This is a genomic window from Pseudomonas sp. Q11, assembly GCF_024494355.1.
Classification (GTDB): domain Bacteria; phylum Pseudomonadota; class Gammaproteobacteria; order Pseudomonadales; family Pseudomonadaceae; genus Aquipseudomonas; species Aquipseudomonas hefeiensis.
Window position 1 is genome coordinate 1 of record NZ_JAKNQY010000031.1, and the last position, 17,806, is coordinate 17,806.

Genomic DNA, 17,806 nt, shown 5'->3' on the forward strand with positions numbered 1-17,806 from the left:
CAGCTTGCATCCATGCTGAATGTGCCGCCGTCATCGCGGGCAAGCCTTGCTCCCACACTGGTTTTTCAGGGTTAACCGATTCGGTGTTCACCTCAAATCCCTTGTGGGAGCGGGCTTGCCCGCGAAAGCGCTGGGTCAGCTTGCATCCTTGCTGAATGTGCCGTCGTCATCGCGGGCAAGCCTTGCTCCCACAGGTTTTTTTCAGGGTTAACCGATTTGGTGTTCACCTCAATTCCCCTGTGGCGGGCTTGCTCGCGAAAGCGGTGTTAAGTGCGCCACAGAAACAGCACATTTCCAGTGCCAACAATGGCCACTAAAATGCCTCCATCTCGCTCGCCCCCCGATGGTGCATCCCGCCATCCCAGCGCGCACGCCGATGAAACAGCCCCTTCCCCATACACCCATTTCATTTCCAGAAACTGCACTTCGTCGGTGCGTATCCCCCTTTGTCGCGTAAGACATTACCGACAATGAACCTGATTGTCGGACAATTCGACGAAGCGCGCCGCACCGCTCTAGGTTCTGACCTAGACTGCCCAACCGGGGAGAAAACCGACCAGTCACCCAGACGAAAAAAAGTGGAAACTTTTCGCAACGGCGACTGGTCAGGTTAGAGGTAGGGCAACAGCGGCTGGTGCAGTCCTTGCAAGTCCTTGTAGCAGCCCTTTCACCTGATTCGCTTAACCGCATTGGGCAGCGTTTTGCTTACCTTGCGTAGCGCTTGTGCGCCTGGCCGCAGGATTCGGCCAATGAAACAACAGCTCTGGCGCTTGCCGGAAACAGATCGAGAAAATGGGAGAAATTTATGATCAGTGCTGCCTTGGAACCACAACAAGTCCGTTCTCAACTTCCGCCGGCGGCTGAATCGCCGACGGCACCGGTGCTAGCCACCGGCGGCAAGGCACTGCTCCCCGTCGTCAGGCAGAACCCCAATCGCAAGAAAGTATTGTTCGTAACCTCGGAAATCGCCGATCTGGTGAAGACCGGTGGCCTGGGTGACGTCTCGTCCGCCCTGCCCCGAGCCATGGCCGGCCTGCATGATGTCCGGGTGCTGATCCCCGGTTACCCGCAGGTAATGAACAGCGGCAACCCGATCCACATCATCGGTGAACTGGGCGGTCACGCAGCGCTGCCTCCTTGCAAGATCGGTCGTATGGACATGGCCGACGGTCTGGTGATTTACGTACTGATCTGTCCGGAACTCTTTGCCCGTGAAGGCTCACCTTACGGCGCCAACAACGGTCGCGACTGGCCCGACAACCACATTCGCTTCGCCCGACTGGGCCTGGCCGCGGCTGACATCGCCGCCAACCTCGCCCAAATCCACTGGTGCCCCGATCTGGTCCACGCCCATGACTGGCCGGCCGGGCTGGCGCCGGCCTACATGCACTGGCGCGGGCAACGCACGCCCACCCTGTTCACTATCCACAACCTGGCGTACCAGGGCGTGGTGAGTCTGGCATCCTGCCCGGAGCTGGGTATCCCGGAGCATGCATTGCAACAGGAAGGCATGGAGTTCTACGGCAAGTTGTCGTTTCTCAAGGCCGGCATGGCCTACTCCAGCCATATCACCACGGTCAGCGCCACCTACGCCCAGGAAATCACCACGCCGGCATTCGGTTGCGGGCTCGACGGTTTCCTCGCGGCCAAAACACAACAGGGCCTGCTCAGCGGCATTCCCAATGGCATCGATGAGAGTTGGGACTCGGCCACCGATACGCACCTGTTCCGCCAGTTCGCCATGGGCGACTGGGAGGGCAAGGCAGTGAATGCTGCCCATGTGCGCGACCTGTTCGGCCTCGACGATTCCAGCGGCCCGCTGTTCGCCGTGGTTTCGCGCCTGGTGTACCAGAAAGGCCTGGACCTGACCGAAGCCGTCGCCGAGTTCATCGTCGAATCCGGGGGCCAAATCGCGATTATTGGTCGCGGTGAACCGGAGGAAGAACAAGCCATGCGTGAGCTGGCACTGCGTTTTCCCGGACGAATCGGCGTGCGCATCGGCTTCAACGAAACGGATGCGCGGCGGATGTTCGCCGGCAGCGACTTTCTGCTGATGCCTTCGCGCTACGAGCCCTGCGGCTTAAGTCAGATGTACGCCCAGCGCTTTGGCTCGTTGCCGGTGGCACGCAATACCGGCGGGTTGGCGGACACCATCGAGGACGGCATCACTGGTTTCCTGTTCGATGAATCCACTGCCGACAGCTACAAACTGGCATTGAGCCGGGCCTTCAAGGTCTTCGAGTTTCCTGACCTGCTCAACGCGATGCGCTGCCGGGCCATGTCGGCGCCATTCAACTGGTGCAAGGCCGTGGAACCCTACGCCGAACTCTATGAACAGCTAGTGGCCAAGTCACTGGGTAAATCGGCCAGACAATGAGGTAACAATGCCGTCAAGGACGCCTGAAACCTGGACCCATGGCGCGGTCATGCTCGATGCCGAGCACACCCGCTTCGCCCTCTGGGCCCCGGATGCTTTTTTTGTGAGTGTCGAACTCGACACTGGAGACTCAATACCGCTACTGCCCCAGGCCGATGGCTGGTTCATGATCCAGACCCGCTGCCCCGCCGGCACCCGTTATCGCTACAACATCGACGGCGAACTGGAGGTGCCCGACCCGGCGTCCCGCGCCCAGGCCGGTGACATTGACCGCCACAGCGTGGTGGTCGATCCTCATGCTTACCCATGGCGCCATACCCACTGGTCCGGGCGCCCCTGGCACGAAGCCGTGATCTATGAATTGCACGTCGGCGCCCTCGGTGGTTTCCAAGGCGTCGAACAGCACTTGGCGCGCCTGGCCGGATTGGGCGTGACCGCCATCGAACTGATGCCGCTGTCGCAATTTCCGGGTGACCGCAACTGGGGCTACGACGGTGTCCTGCCCTACGCACCCCAGGCCTCCTACGGCACGCCGGAACAGCTCAAGCACCTGATCGACAGCGCCCACGGCCATGGGCTGGCGGTGATTGTGGACGTGGTCTACAACCACTTCGGCCCCGACGGCAATTATCTGCATCGCTACGCAAAAGGTTTCTTCCGCGAAGACAAGCACACGCCCTGGGGCGCGGCGATTGACTTCCGGCGCCGCGAGGTGCGGGACTTCTTTATCGACAATGCGCTCATGTGGCTGTTGGAATACCGTTTCGACGGTCTGCGCCTGGACGCCGTGCATGCGATCGAAGACCCGGACTTCCTCCAGGAACTGGCCGCCAGGGTGCGCGAACAGGTAGACCCGGTACGGCATGTCTGGCTGACCGTGGAAAACGAACACAACCAGGCCAGCCTGCTGGAGCACGGCTACGACGCCCAGTGGAACGATGACGGGCACAACGCGCTGCACGTGCTGCTGACCGGCGAAACCGACGCCTATTACGCTGACTATGCCGAGGAGCCGACGGAACAATTGGCACGCTGCCTCAGCCAGGGTTTTGTCTTCCAGGGCCATATCAACCGCCACGGCGAACCTCGGGGCGAACCCAGCGGCCACCTGCCCCCCAGCGCTTTCGTATTGTTCCTGCAGAACCATGACCAGATTGGCAACCGCGCCCTGGGTGAACGCCTGCATCAGTTGGCGCCACCCCAGGCTCTGCAAGCGGCGACCGTATTGTTGCTCTTGTCGCCGATGATTCCGCTGCTGTTCATGGGCGATGAGGTGGCGGCCGGGCAACCCTTTCTGTTTTTCACCAGCCATCACGGCGAATTGGCGGAACTGGTTCGCGAAGGCCGGCGCAACGAGTTCAAGGCGTTCAGTGCCTTTGCCGATCCCGAAAAGCGCGCGCGCATTCCCGATCCCAATGCGGCCGACACCTTCGACGCATCGCGCCCTAACCTGGAGGCGCAACACCCTGAACAACACGCCAGCGAGGCACTGTATCGCCAGTTGCTGAAAATCCGCCGTGAAGCGATCGTCCCGCGCTTGCCTGGGGCTCAGGCCCTGGGCGCCGAAGTGCTGGGCCATGGCGCAGTCAGCGCACGCTGGCGACTGAGCGACGGCAGCGTATTGCGCATTGACCTGAACCTCAGCAATCAGTCGGTCAGGTACACCGCTCACGAAGAGGCCGAGATTCTTTTCGAACATCCGCAGCATGCCGTGGGTCTGTTGCAACAGGGCGCCCTTGCGCCCTACAGCGCGCTGGTCAGTCTGACGCAAGCGGCAAACTTGCCCAACACCACTGGAGAGCGCCTATGAGCGATGCGCAACTGGAGATCCTCGCCGGCCAGGCCGGCCTGGCGGTGGACTGGATCGACGCCAACGGCCGGGCACAAAAAGTCTCGCCCGCCGTCTTGCGTTCGGTCCTCACCGGTCTGGGCCATCCAGCCGGTACCGCCCAGGAAATCGATGCCAGCCTGCTGCAATTGCAGCAGGCTCAACAGAACCATCAACTGCCACCGCTGATCACCGCCGATGTCGGGACCAGCGTGGACCTGAGCCGCTATTTCGCAGCTGCAACGCCCTGCGAAATCCAGCTCGAAGATGGCGCCACGCTGAACCTGAAACTCGACGCCGAAGCCAGGTTGCCGGGGATGGTCCCGGTGGGTTACCAGCACATCAGCATCCAGGACCAGCATTTCATCCTGGCGGTCGCACCGGCACGTTGCTACAGCGTCGCCGACGCCGTGGATGACCCGACGCCCCGCGCCTGGGGCCTGAGCGCGCAGCTATATGGGTTGCGCCGTCCGGGCGACGGCGGTTTTGGCGATACCCAGGCCCTGGAAGAGTTGGCACGAGTGGCCGGCGAGCGCGGTGCCGATGCCTTGGCCATCAGCCCGATGCACGCGATGTTCAGCAGCGACACCGGCCGTTACAGCCCCTACTCACCGTCCAGTCGACTCTTCCTCAACAGCCTCTATGCCGCGCCGGGCACCATCCTGGGTGAACGCGCGCTGCGCACCGCCATCGATGCCACTGGCTTGACCAATCAACTGCGCAACCTGGAAGAGCAGCCGCTGGTGGATTGGCCTGTGGCGGCCCAAGCCAAGCAGAAGGTCCTGCGAGCCCTGTACGACGGCTTTAGTCAGGGCGAGCACCCACTGCATGAGGACTTCAGCAGTTTCCGCCATACCAGCGGCGAAGCCCTGGAGAACCATTGCCGCTTCGAAGCTTTGCAGGCCGAACGCGCGGCTCGGGGAGAAAGCCTCGACTGGCGCCACTGGCCCGAAGAATGGCGCAACCCTCGCAGCGCGACGCTGGCGCATTTTGCCGAGGAGAACGCCGACGAAATCGGCTTCTACGCGTTTTGCCAGTGGCTGATCACCCGATGCCTGGAGCGCGTCCAGAGCGCGGCTAAATCCAGCGGCATGGGCATTGGCCTGATCGCCGACCTGGCGGTAGGCGCCGATGGTGGAGGCAGTCAGGCCTGGAGTCGACAGGATGAACTGCTCGCCTCGCTGACCGTGGGCGCACCACCGGACATCCTCAACCGCTCCGGCCAAGGTTGGGGCATCTCGGCGTTCTCGCCGGAGGGATTGGTACGCAACGGCTTTCGCGCTTTCATTGAAATGCTGCGGGCCAATTTCGCCCACGCCGGCGGCTTGCGCATCGATCACGTGATGGGCTTGCAGCGCTTGTGGGTGATTCCCAACGACGCCCCACCCTGCGATGGCGCATACCTCTATTACCCGGTGGATGACTTGCTGCGCTTGCTGGCCCTCGAATCCCATCGCCATCAGGCCATCGTGCTGGGCGAAGACCTCGGCACTGTGCCTGAAGGCCTTCGAGAAAAACTCAGTGCCCGGTCAATCCTGGGCATGCGCGTGCTCTTGTTCGAACAGGACAATACCCACTTCAAACCCATTCTCGACTGGCCGGACAACGCACTGGCCACGACCAGTACCCATGACTTGCCGACCCTCAATGGCTGGTGGCACGGCCATGATATCGACTGGAACGCACGACTGGACCTGATCGACTCCCACACCGAGATGGACTGGCGCAGACACCGAGAACGTGAACGTGAAGGCCTGAGCAATGTGTTGAATCAGGACCCGCAGAACTTTCGGGAAGAACACCGGGAACCCGACGAGATACTCGATGCCAGTGTGCGCTTTCTCGGTCACACCCGTGCGCCGCTGGTGTTGCTGCCACTGGAGGACGCCCTAGGCATCGACGAGCAGGCTAACCTGCCCGGCACCACCGATACCCACCCCAACTGGCGGCGTCGCCTGGCGTGCGACAGCCAGGCGTTGCTGGATGACCCGGACGCTGCCCGGCGTCTGGAAATACTCGCCTGCGCAAGGCTTCAGGCGAACGAGCGTGACCAATGAATCAAACGTTGATCCAACCGCTGCGGGCAACCCTTCGCCTGCAGTTTCATAAAGGCTTTACCCTGGACGACGCCATACCGCAGGTGCCCTACTTCGCATCGTTGGGCATCAGCCACATTTATGCCTCGCCGCTGCTTAAAGCCCGGGCCGGTTCCATGCACGGCTACGATGTGGTCGATCCGACCCAGGTCAACCCGGAACTGGGCGGGGAAGACGCCCTACGGCGCCTGGTCGCCAGCCTGCGTGAGCATGGGATGGGACTGATCCTCGACATCGTGTCCAACCACATGGCCGTCGGCGGCAACGACAACCCGTGGTGGCAGGATCTGCTGGAGTGGGGACGCTTGAGCCCCTACGGTCAGTTCTTTGACATTCAGTGGCATTCCCCCGACCCGTTGATGGAGGGCCAGCTATTGCTGCCATTTTTGGGCAGCGACTACGGTGTGGCCTTGCAGGAAGGCACGCTGAAGCTGCGTTTCGATGCCGGGCAAGGCAACTTTTTAGTCGAACATTACGAACATCACTTTCCGATCTGCCCGATGCAGTATGGCGAATTGCTCAAACCCGCTGAAACGCTGCCATCCGAACAAGCCGAATCCCTCAAGGCTCTGGCCGAGCGCTTTACCACGCTGAACTACCAGACTGACGCCCATACCCTGTCCCGGCCACTGCAACAGCAATTGCAAGCACTGGCCAGCCAACCGGGCATCCTGGCCGCCATCGAAGAGAACTTGCGCGCGTACGACTCCCGGCAACCCGAGGGCTTCGAGCGCCTGCATCAGTTGCTGGAGCGCCAGAGCTACCGGCTCGCCAGTTGGCGCACGGCGGCGGACGACATCAACTGGCGGCGTTTTTTCGACGTCAATGAGCTGGGCGGCCTGCGGGTCGAGCGCCCGGCAGTGTTCGAAGCCACCCACGCAAAAATTTTTGAATTGATCGCCGAAGGCCTGGTGGACGGGTTGCGCATCGATCACATCGACGGTCTTGCCGATCCTCGTGGTTATTGCCGTAAATTGCGCAGGCGTGTCGATTCGCTTTCACCCTCGCGGCACCTGCCCATTTTTATTGAAAAAATCCTCGGCGATGGCGAAACCTTGCGTCAGGACTGGAACATCGACGGCAGTACCGGTTACGAGTTCATGAACCAGATCTCGTTGCTGCAACATGACCCGGCCGGTGCCGAGCCCCTCGCCCAATTGTGGAGTCGCCACAGCGAACGGCCGGCGCACTTCATCGAAGAAGCCCGCCTGGCCCGTCAACAGATTCTCAACGGTTCCCTGGCCGGAGACTTCGAAAGCGTTGCCCAGGCCCTGCTTCAGGTCGCGCGGGACGACGTGATGACCCGTGACCTGACCCTCGGCGCGATTCGCCGGGCGTTGCAGGAACTGATCGTGCATTTCCCGGTGTACCGCACGTACATCAACCCGTTGGGGCGTTCAAGCGAAGACGATGTGTTTTTTCGCCAGGCCCTGGAAGGCGCCCGACAAACCCTCAGCGAAGCCGACTGGCCGGTGCTCGACTACCTGGCCGACTGGCTCGGCGGCATGCCCTGGCGGGATCGTCCACGGGGCAGCCAGCGCAAACGGCTGCGCCATGCCTGCGTGCGCTTCCAGCAACTGACCTCGCCAGCCGCCGCCAAGGCCGTGGAAGACACGGCGCTTTATCGTTCGGCAGTGCTGCTGTCGCGCAACGACGTGGGCTACAACACCGAGCGGTTCAGCGCCCCGCCCCAGGAATTCCATAATGCCTGCCTCGAACGGCTGGAGCATTTCCCTGACAACCTGATGACCACCGCCACCCACGACCACAAGCGCGGCGAAGACACCAGGGCAAGGCTTGCGGTGCTCAGCGAACGGGCTGACAGGTACACCGCATACGTGGAGCAATGGCGCATCCTTGCGCCTTCATTGCACAGCGACCCCGCCGCCCCTTCGGCCGGTGATGAATTGATTTTGTACCAGGCGCTACTGGGAAGTTGGCCGCTGGACCTTGATGTGCGCGACCACAAGGCATTGGCCGACTACAACGAGCGCCTGTGGCAATGGCAACGCAAGGCTTTGCGCGAAGCCAAGTTGCAGAGCAGTTGGGCGGCCGTCAACGACGCCTATGAGCAGGCGACCCAGATGTTCCTGGAGCGGCTGTTGCTCGGTGATGAGGGGCTGCCCCTGCGCAGCGCCATCGCCGAAGCGGTCCAGGCCATCGCCCCGGCGGGCGCCCTCAACAGTCTGGCGCAAACCTTGCTGCGTATGACCGTACCCGGTGTGCCGGACCTGTACCAGGGTAACGAGTTCTGGGATTTCAGCCTGGTGGATCCGGACAACCGCCGTCCGGTGGACTTCATGGTGCGCCGCGAGGCGATACAAGCCCAAAGCACCCCGGCGCAACTGCTAGGCACCTGGCGCGATGGCAGGGTCAAGCAAGCATTGATCGCCAGGACGCTGGCCATGCGCACCGAACACCCGCAACTGTTCCAACAGGGTCGCTACCAGCCACTCCAAGTGGTTGGCGAGCAGTCAGAACGGGTCTTGGCGTTTATGCGTGAGCATGAGCAACAAAGGGCGATCATAGTGGTACCGATCCATGCGGCCACCCTGCTGGAAAACGGTGCTGTGCCACTGGTAGCTGCATCGCGTTGGGGCAATACCCGCGTGTCGTTACCGTTCGCCACCGGGGATGCAAAACTGAAGGGACTTTTTTCAAGCGCAGCAGTCACACCCCAAGGAGAGCTGATGGTCAGCGCCGCGCTGGGGGACTTCCCGGTCAATGTCTTTATCCAATGTTGAGTTCAGTCAGGAGCACTGCGATGAGTACCGACGATAAACGCATTCGTGAGTTCGCCTATCAGATCTGGGAATCCGAGGGTAAGCCTGCGGGGCAGGAAACACGCCACTGGGAGATGGCCCGCAAACTTGCCGAAGCCGAAGCCCTGGCACCGAGCAAACCTGCCAAGGCGGCCGCAAAACCAACGGCCAGCAAAACTGATGGCGTCAAGTCAGGCGTAGCCAAGAGCAGCGCCGCCAAAACCGCCACGAAAAGCACGACGCCCAAGGCCAAGCCTGCGGCAAAACCTGTTGCCACTACCTCGGCGGCTCAAAAGCCTGCCGACAAGAAGCCACGAGCGCCGCGCAAGCCACCGGCGAGTTGATTCATCGGCTGATCGGTCTCAAGCAAGCGCTTCTTCGTGGCCGTGTGACGAGGGAGGTATCCCGCTAGGAGCTGACGAGTAGAACAAGGCTGCGATCTTGTCCCAGACAATTGAATCTGGAGCGAAAGATCAAGATTCAAAGATCGCAGCCTTCGCCAGTTCCACACAGCGCACGCCACGGGGCGGTGCGACGTTTCACCAAATCCGGTAGCGCACAGACCCCCGTCCTAATTTGAACAGCATTGCCATCTCTGTATGTCTTTTGCAGGAGCACCTATGACCCAACCAAAAAACACCACGCCGCCGCCCGTTATCGAGGCCTCGCGGATTCGTGAAGGCCTGCCTTTCCCGCTCGGTGCAACCTGGGATGGCCTGGGGGTCAATTTCGCGCTGTTCTCCGCTAACGCCACCAAGGTTGAACTGTGTATTTTCGATGATGCCGGCGAAGTCGAACTCGAACGTATCGAGCTGCCGGAGTACACCGACGAGATTTATCACGGCTATCTGCCTGACGCCCATCCGGGAATGATCTACGGCTACCGGGTCTATGGCGCCTATGACCCGGAAAATGGTCATCGCTTCAACCCCAATAAACTGCTGATCGACCCTTACGCCAAGCAACTGGTCGGCGAGCTGAAGTGGTCCGAAGCGCTGTTTGGCTACACCATCGGCCATCCGGATGGCGACCTGAGTTTCGATGAGCGCGACAGCGCGCCGTTCGTGCCCAAATGCAAGGTCATCGACCCGGCCCACACCTGGGGCAACGACCAGCGTGTCAGCGTGCCGTGGGACAAGACCATCCTGTATGAAACCCATGTTCGCGGTATCAGCATGCGTCATCCCTCGGTGCCGGAAAACCTGCGAGGCACCTTCGCCGGATTGATGGTGGACGATGTGCTCGAACACATCCGCAAGCTGGGCGTTTCATCGGTGGAGCTGCTGCCTGTCCACGCGTTCGTCAATGACCAGCACCTGCTGCACAAGGGCATGACCAACTACTGGGGCTACAACAGCATCGCCTTCTTTGCCCCGGACCCGCGCTACCTGGCCAGCGGCAAAATCGCCGAGTTCAAGGAGATGGTCGCGCACCTGCACGAGGCCAACCTGGAAGTCATTCTCGACGTGGTCTACAACCACACCGCTGAAGGCAACGAACAAGGTCCTACCCTGTCCATGCGCGGCATCGACAATGCCTCGTACTACCGGCTGATGCCTGACGACAAACGCTATTACATCAACGATTCCGGCACCGGCAACACCCTGGACCTGAGTCACCCATGCGTGCTTCAGATGGTCACCGACTCCCTGCGCTACTGGGCCACGGAAATGCACGTCGATGGTTTCCGTTTCGACCTGGCAACCATTCTGGGCCGCTACCATGACGGCTTCGACGAGCGTCACAGCTTCCTCGTCGCCTGTCGCCAGGACCCGGTGCTGCGCCAGGTGAAAATGATCGCCGAGCCTTGGGATTGCGGCCCTGGTGGTTATCAGGTGGGAGGGTTCCCACCGGGTTGGGTGGAGTGGAACGACAAGTTCCGCGACACGGTACGCGCTTTCTGGAAAGGCGACGACGGCCAGCTAGCCGACTTCGCCAGCCGCATGACTGCCTCAGGCGAGATGTTCAACCAGCGCGGTCGTCGCCCCTACGCCTCGGTGAACTTCGTGACCGCCCACGACGGTTTTACCCTGCATGACCTGGTGTCGTACAACGACAAGCACAATGAAGCCAACGACGAAAACAACCAGGACGGCAGCAACAACAACCTGTCCTGGAATCACGGCGTCGAAGGCCCGACGGACGATCCCGAGATCAATGAACTGCGTCATCGGCAGATGCGCAACTTCTTCGCGACCTTGCTGCTGGCCCAAGGCACGCCGATGATCGTCGCTGGCGATGAGTTCGCTCGGACCCAGCATGGCAACAACAACGCCTATTGCCAGGACAGTGAGATCGGCTGGGTCAATTGGGACCTGAGCGAAGATGGCGAGGCGCTGCTCAAGTTCGTCAAGCGTCTGATCAAATTGCGCCTGACCTATCCGATCCTGCGACGCGGGCGGTTCCTGGTGGGTAATTACAACGAGGACATCGGCGTCAAGGACGTCACCTGGCTGGCCCCCGATGGCAGCGAGATGACCACCGAACAATGGCACGACGGCCACGGTCGGTGCCTGGGGATGCTGATGGACGGGCGCGCCCAGGAAACCGGCATTCGCCGCAAGGGCGGCAACGCGACCCTGCTTTTGGTGGTCAATGCCCATCACGACATCGTTAACTTCCGCCTGCCGGAAGTGCCTGAGGGGAGTTTCTGGACATGCATGGTCGATACTAACCAGCCGAAAGTACGTGGCCAGGAGCGTTTCGAGTTCGACTACGAATACTCCGTCACCGGCCGCTCGTTGCTGTTGTTCGAGCTGCAGCGCGAGGAAGAGGAATAACTCCGCGATAAACGGTTTGAGGAGCGAGAACCGCAGGGACGCGGCTCGTTGTCTACACAGCTCAGAGAGTGGAAAAAAGTACGGTTCAGACAAACATGTGAGGCGACGAATCGCCCAACATGATCAATACTTCGCGTGCGGTAGATTCCAGGATTCGGAGCATCGCAGATCGCAGTCAGCCCTTATGGGCGCCACTGGGCAATCGGCCCGGTGCACGGCTGAAAGATTGAATACAACAAGGACGTCTCCCATGAAACTCGCTTCTCGCTTGCAAGGTCGGCAGCATCCGCAAATATGGAACAGCGCCCCCCAGTTGGCCGACATTCCCATTATCAGCACCCAGACACTCATTCCCGCTGGCGCCCGCGCCGTCATCCTCGCACCGCACCCTGGCGATGAGGTCGGAGCCTGTGGTGGCCTGCTCCAATTGCTAAGCAATCTGGACCATCCCATATTGCTGGTCTCGGTCACTGACGGCAGCATCAGCCATCCCGGCTCACCGTTGTGGGCCGATGAGCGTCAGCATACCTACCGCCCTCATCCTCAGGAAAGCGTGGACGCCCTGCATCGCCTGGGGGTACCGGCCCATGGCTTTCAGTGGGTGCGCGGCGGCTTCCCGGAAAAAAACCTTGCCGAACATGAGGCACAACTGAGCGCTTTCATCGCTCGGTACTTGAAGCCGGGAGACGTTGTGTTCAGCACCTGGCGCAAGGATGGTGACAGCGACCATGATACGGTCGGCCGCGCCGGAGCCCTGGCCGCCGAAGGCATCGAGGCGGTGTTCATTGAGTTACCGGTGTGGGCCTGGCACTGGCCGGTACGCGAGCAAAACAAGATCCCTTGGCACCGGGCACGCAAGCTGCGTCTTGATATCTGGACCACCGCCCGCAAACGCCACGCCATGCACGCCTACGCCAGCCAACTCAACGGCGAACCCGCCAGCGGCATCGCGCCACTGGTGCCACGGGTCATTCTTGACCGCATGGGTTTGCCTTATGAGATTGTGTTCATCTGACCACTGCCACTGTGGGGGATGTCACAAAAGCTGCATCCACCACTGTCCTGTGGGAGCGAGCCTGCTCGCGATAACGGTGGGTCAGCGTGTGACGTGAGTGACTCGGCAACGGGAAAAATCCGGAACTGCGGCAGTCTCCATAAGTCGCATGAACAGGTATGTCTGATTCAGGAGTGAACGTGACTGGTGATCCCAACTGGCAAGCCGCCAAATCAATGCCTTTGGACACACCCGCAGCGGTCCATCGGCTACGGGTTCTGACGGTCAATACCCACAAGGGTTTTACCGCCCTCAACCGTCGCTTCATCCTGCCCGAGCTGCGTGAAGCGGTACGCAGCACCGGTGCCGATCTGGTGTTCCTGCAAGAAGTGCTGGGCGAACACGATCGTCACGCGTCGCGCTACGAGAACTGGCCTCAAACGTCCCAGTACGAGTTCCTTGCCGACAGCATGTGGAGCGACTTTGCCTATGGCCGTAACGCGGTGTATCCCGATGGCCATCATGGCAACGCATTACTGTCTAAATACCCGATCCGCCAGTTCCGTAACCTCGACGTTTCCATCACCGGTCCCGAGCGGCGCGGACTGCTGCATTGCGTGCTGGACGTACCGGGCCACGCCGAAGTCCATGGGATCTGCGTGCATTTGAGCCTTCTGGAAAGCCATCGCCAGTTGCAGCTCAAGCTTCTCTGCCAACTGCTTGATTCGCTGCCCGAAGACGCGCCGGTGATCATCGCCGGTGACTTCAACGACTGGCAGTTGCGCGGCAATACCGCCCTCGCCCGACGCCAATACCTGCACGAAGCCTTCGAACACCACCACGGTCGTCCGGCGAGGACCTACCCGGCCCGCTTCCCCCTGCTGCGCCTGGACCGCATTTACCTGCGCAACGCGACCAGCCATGCCCCGCAGATCCTGGGCAGCAAACCCTGGACGCACTTGAGCGATCACCTGCCGCTGTTCGTGGAGGTGCATTTGTGATGCCCAACACCGCGCAGCACCTGTAAGTTCTGACAGTAGCGACGCTCGTTATTCGTTGATAGGGTCCTTTCCATACAGCGAGCGTTGCCAGGCCCTGCGTGCCTTCTGTAGTGCAACCGATGCTGAAACCGGCATAACACGGGTGCCGATGCAGAGGGATAGCACATGAGCTTGCGCGATCAGGGTTTCAATCGGCTGTTCCACGCCTTATGCGTATCGGCCCCCTTCCTGTTATCCGCTTCATCTGCCATGGCGGCTTGCACATTGACGCCAACGGCGGGCGATGACGTGTATGTCTGTGACAGCGGTACCAGCCCCGGGCTGACAGACCTTTTGGGCAACAACAGCCTGACAATGCCGGCCAACGGCAGCGGTATCATTCAGGGCGATGTCGTCTTCGACGCCGGAACCGACCGCGTCGAGATCAACGCCAATGGCGTGATTGACGGCGACGTCGAGCAAGGTTCGGAAGCCGACGTGTTCGTGATGAATGGCGGCAGGATTCTCTCCATCTCCCAAGGCGATGGCCTCGATCAGTTCACGATGACCGGCGGCACCATCGTCGATGCATTCGAAGACGGCGACATTGCGCGGATGTCCGGCGGCAGCATCGGTCGAGTTGATATGAAACTCGATGACAACGTGTTCGACATGTCGGGCGGGCAGATCATCGGCAACCTGGTGGCCGGTTTCGGCCACGACACCATCATCCTGTCCGCAGGCCGCATTGGCGGTAATGTCAGCGTCAGCGGGGGCAACGACCGCATCACCGTGAGCGGTGGCGAAATCATCGGCGAAGTCCGGGCCAGTGCCGGCGATGACCGATTGCAGTGGAGCGGTGGCCTCATCCACTCGGCCGTTCTGATGGGTGAAGGCAGCGACACCGCCGTGTTGCGCGCCCTTGACGAAACACGGCTCGCCATCACGCCGAGTGTGGATGGCGGGATGGGCCAGGACCTATTGACCTTTCAGGACAGCACCTCCGGCACGGGTGCCCGTTATGCCAACTGGGAAACAATCAACCTGATCCGGGACTCACGCCTGGATCTGGATGACACACTGGTACTGGGTGACAGCGCCACCGGCACAGGGGCCCTGACGATCGATGGCAGCAGCACACTGACGTCGACCCAGGGCAGCGTTGCCCCGTTTACCGCCGGCCAGTTGGCTACACTTAACAACAACGGCGTCATTGACCTCACCCGCGAGAACACCCGCACCGACGATACCCTCACCGTGCAAGGCAACTATGTCGGTACGAACGGCCAGTTACGCCTGCAGACGGTGGTCGGCGCCGACGATTCTGCCAGCGACAAGCTGGTGGTCAATGGCGGAACACTCACGGGCAGCACATCAATCGCGGTCACGAATCTGGGCGGGGTAGGCGCACAGACCACCCAGAACGGCATCGAACTGGTCCAGGCTCAGGGTGGCGCGGTCAGCGACATTGGTGCCTTCTCGCTGGCGCAATCGGTCTCGGCCGGCGCCTTCGAGTACCAGTTGTTCAAAGGAGGCGTGGCCGGCAATGAAAACAGCTGGTACCTGCGCTCAGATGTGGTAGCCGGGCCGATAGCGGTGCCCAGCCCGACGTTGCCGGCCTTGCCGGTGGCAGTGCCCGGTGCTGCGCCCATTCCCTTGTACCGCCCGGAAGTGCCCACCTGGTCGGTGTTGCCTCCCGCGGTGGCACAACTGACGCTGATGGCTCTGGGCACGTTCCATGACCGTCAGGGCGACCAGCGCCTGCTCACCGAAACCGGTGCGTTTGGAGCAGGTTGGGGCCGGGTCTATGGCAAGGATCTGGACCAGACCTGGCCCGGCACGGTGACCCCGCGTCTGGACGGCTCCATCAAGGGCTTTCAGGTGGGCAATGATTTGTACAGCGCGCCGATGTCCGGCGGCCAGACCCAGCGCATCGGTTTCTTCGTCGGCCATACCGAACTCAACGGCAATGTCGACGGTTTCAACCTGGGCTGGCAGGGCCGACGCGCCGGCAAGATAGAGCTCGACGGCGACAGCTACGGGTTGTACTGGACCCTAACCGATCCCAGCGGTGGCTACGTTGACGCGGTGGTCATGGGCACACGGCTCAACGGCGACAACCGCTCCGAGCGCGGCCTTAAAATCGATAATCGCGGGCACGCCCTGACCTTGTCGGCGGAGGCCGGTTATCCATTCGCCGTAGCGGCTGATTGGGAGTTGGAACCCCAGGTCCAGGTCATCCATCAGAAGGTTTCCCTGGATACGCAGGACGACGGGGTCTCAAGGGTCGAATTCGACTCCGACAGCGCCTGGACCGGTCGCCTCGGCGCCCGGCTCAAGGGGCGCTACCTGGTCAGCGGCACGCCCGTGGAGCCTTATCTGCGGGCCAACGTCTGGCACACCTTTTCCGGCACCGATACGGTGACATTCGACGATGCCCATCGGATCGAGACCCAGCAACGCGCCTCCACCGGCGACCTGGGCGTCGGCGTCATCGTGAGCCTGGCACCCACGGTCAGCGTCTATGCGGCTGCGGACTACAGCCATGACCTCGACAGCACTCAACAGCGGAGTGTGGCGGGCAATCTTGGAGTCCGAATCAGTTGGTGAGTCGATGAACGAAACGGTTGATTGACGTCAATTCACCGATCTGGATAACTGAAAAAAATCAGTTATTTATTGACACTGATTTCAGTTTGCCATTCATCGTTCATTTTCTTGACGCGACGGCACCCGTCTTCTTGACTACAACGTACTACCCCCGGAAATACAGTCAGGGGCAGGCCTCGGAACCCCGCTACAGCGGGCCGCCCGAGGCTTGCCTCAATCCATTCGGTCGCCCCTCATTCGGGGTAGGAGAGACGCCATAAGCGAGAAACGCATGCGATTGCAAGGCAGGCCTCCATGAAAACTTCCCTCCGTCCACAAGAGATCACCACCACTCTCTACACCCTCTCGACTTCGTTGCTGCTGTGTTCATCCATGGAGGTGCGGGCCTGGTCCGCCGAGGAAGCGTCGCAACCCTGGTATGGCCGAACACCTTCCGACAGCCAGGACACCGCCTCCATAGACAACGACCCCGCTTCCAGCAAGAGTCCCGCCCTCTTCACCCTGCGAAACGGCAGCGGTCACACCCAGCGCATGGGCCTGATCAGTGGACAGAATCAAGTCATCACCCGCGTCAATGGCATGCTGGTGACACCGGCCATGGTCGAGCCAGGCAAGGACAAGCTGAATCTGCAAGGCGACCATCTGGGCGCCTACTGGAGCCTGACCGGCCCCGCAGGCTGGCACGTGGACCTGAGCGCCAGCGGCGGGCGAGTCAACGGTTACAGCCGTACCGAACAAGGCCAGCGCCAGGCGGCCGAAGGCAATGCCGTCACCCTGTCGGTCGAAGGTGGATTTCCCATCGGCATCAGCGACCACTGGGTGGTCGAACCCCAGGCGCAACTGATCAACCAGCGCATCACCCTCGACAGCCCCAATGCCGAGAACGGCACCAACAATGAACTGAACACCTGGAGCGGGCGCGTCGGCGCGCGACTCAAAGGCTCATACCAGGTCAATGGCCTGGGCGTGGAACCCTACGTGCGTACCAACCTGTGGCACACCGTCCAGATCGCCGATAACTTGACCCTGGACAAAGTCGACAAGATCAGCAGCAGCCGCAAATCTTCCACTGTCGAAGTAGGCCTTGGGTTGGTGGCGCGGGTTACGCCGGTTGTGAGTCTCTACATCAGCGCCGACTACAGCAGCGACGTCGATGACAACGACCTGAACGGCCTCATCGGCAGCCTGGGGGTACGGATGCGTTGGTAAACCACCGCTTCAGGGCGGGTCGCAGCCATGTATTGGCGGCTCGCCATGCCTGCCGGCAATGAATCCCGCCTCCCCACGCCCCTGGCGTCGAAAAAAGCCCTGTCCCTCGCCCCCGGCACTTAAAAAGCACCGCCATTTGGGCGTATAACCCTAAAAGCGATTTACGCCTG

General features: G+C 61.2%; 10 protein-coding genes. All 10 read left to right on the plus strand.

Annotated features, from left to right (window positions below):
- The first annotated feature begins 805 nt into the window (after window positions 1-805).
- The 10 genes from glgA to MA884_RS24405 all read left to right on the plus strand — a co-directional run bounded on the left by glgA (window position 806) and on the right by MA884_RS24405 (window position 17,636).
- Window positions 806-2,377, plus strand: a complete 1,572-nt coding sequence (gene glgA, locus MA884_RS24360; RefSeq protein ID WP_256232908.1) for a glycogen synthase GlgA — start codon at window positions 806-808, stop codon at window positions 2,375-2,377.
- A gap of 7 nt (window positions 2,378-2,384) precedes the next feature.
- Window positions 2,385-4,187, plus strand: a complete 1,803-nt coding sequence (treZ, locus tag MA884_RS24365) for a malto-oligosyltrehalose trehalohydrolase (RefSeq protein WP_256232909.1) — start codon at window positions 2,385-2,387, stop codon at window positions 4,185-4,187.
- A complete protein-coding gene (malQ, locus tag MA884_RS24370) occupies window positions 4,184-6,262 on the plus strand; it encodes a 4-alpha-glucanotransferase (protein WP_256232910.1) in 2,079 nt (692 codons plus the stop codon). Before treZ ends, malQ begins: the two co-directional genes overlap by 4 nt.
- Window positions 6,259-9,045, plus strand: a complete 2,787-nt coding sequence (locus tag MA884_RS24375; protein ID WP_256232911.1) for a malto-oligosyltrehalose synthase — start codon at window positions 6,259-6,261, stop codon at window positions 9,043-9,045. The genes malQ and MA884_RS24375 overlap by 4 nt, the downstream gene beginning before the upstream one ends.
- Before the next feature lie 20 nt (window positions 9,046-9,065).
- Complete coding sequence (locus tag MA884_RS24380; protein WP_256232912.1) at window positions 9,066-9,407, plus strand: DUF2934 domain-containing protein; 342 nt, start codon at window positions 9,066-9,068, stop codon at window positions 9,405-9,407.
- Between the two features lie 276 nt (window positions 9,408-9,683).
- Window positions 9,684-11,843 (plus strand): glycogen debranching protein GlgX, encoded by a 2,160-nt coding sequence (gene glgX / locus MA884_RS24385; RefSeq protein WP_256232913.1) that lies wholly within the window; start codon window positions 9,684-9,686, stop codon window positions 11,841-11,843.
- Between the two features lie 250 nt (window positions 11,844-12,093).
- A complete protein-coding gene (locus tag MA884_RS24390; RefSeq protein ID WP_256232914.1) occupies window positions 12,094-12,858 on the plus strand; it encodes a PIG-L deacetylase family protein in 765 nt (254 codons plus the stop codon).
- A gap of 215 nt (window positions 12,859-13,073) precedes the next feature.
- Entirely contained in the window at window positions 13,074-13,838 is a 765-nt protein-coding gene (locus tag MA884_RS24395; protein ID WP_371134816.1) for an endonuclease/exonuclease/phosphatase family protein, read from the plus strand.
- Between the two features lie 165 nt (window positions 13,839-14,003).
- Window positions 14,004-16,427, plus strand: coding sequence for an autotransporter outer membrane beta-barrel domain-containing protein (locus MA884_RS24400; protein WP_256232916.1), 2,424 nt, complete (start codon window positions 14,004-14,006; stop codon window positions 16,425-16,427).
- Window positions 16,428-16,721: 294 nt separating this feature from the next.
- Entirely contained in the window at window positions 16,722-17,636 is a 915-nt protein-coding gene (locus MA884_RS24405) for an autotransporter outer membrane beta-barrel domain-containing protein (RefSeq protein ID WP_256232917.1), read from the plus strand.
- The last annotated feature ends 170 nt before the right edge of the window (window positions 17,637-17,806 follow it).

Coding starts and splice junctions, on each gene's coding strand:
- glgX (WP_256232913.1), top strand. CDS start 9,684: ATGACCCAACCAAAAAACACCACGCCGCCGCCCGTTATCGAGGCCTCG.
- treZ (WP_256232909.1), top strand. CDS start 2,385: ATGCCGTCAAGGACGCCTGAAACCTGGACCCATGGCGCGGTCATGCTC.
- MA884_RS24400 (WP_256232916.1), top strand. CDS start 14,004: ATGAGCTTGCGCGATCAGGGTTTCAATCGGCTGTTCCACGCCTTATGC.
- MA884_RS24395 (WP_371134816.1), top strand. CDS start 13,074: ATGCCTTTGGACACACCCGCAGCGGTCCATCGGCTACGGGTTCTGACG.
- glgA (WP_256232908.1), top strand. CDS start 806: ATGATCAGTGCTGCCTTGGAACCACAACAAGTCCGTTCTCAACTTCCG.
- MA884_RS24390 (WP_256232914.1), top strand. CDS start 12,094: ATGAAACTCGCTTCTCGCTTGCAAGGTCGGCAGCATCCGCAAATATGG.
- malQ (WP_256232910.1), top strand. CDS start 4,184: ATGAGCGATGCGCAACTGGAGATCCTCGCCGGCCAGGCCGGCCTGGCG.
- MA884_RS24375 (WP_256232911.1), top strand. CDS start 6,259: ATGAATCAAACGTTGATCCAACCGCTGCGGGCAACCCTTCGCCTGCAG.
- MA884_RS24405 (WP_256232917.1), top strand. CDS start 16,722: ATGAAAACTTCCCTCCGTCCACAAGAGATCACCACCACTCTCTACACC.
- MA884_RS24380 (WP_256232912.1), top strand. CDS start 9,066: ATGAGTACCGACGATAAACGCATTCGTGAGTTCGCCTATCAGATCTGG.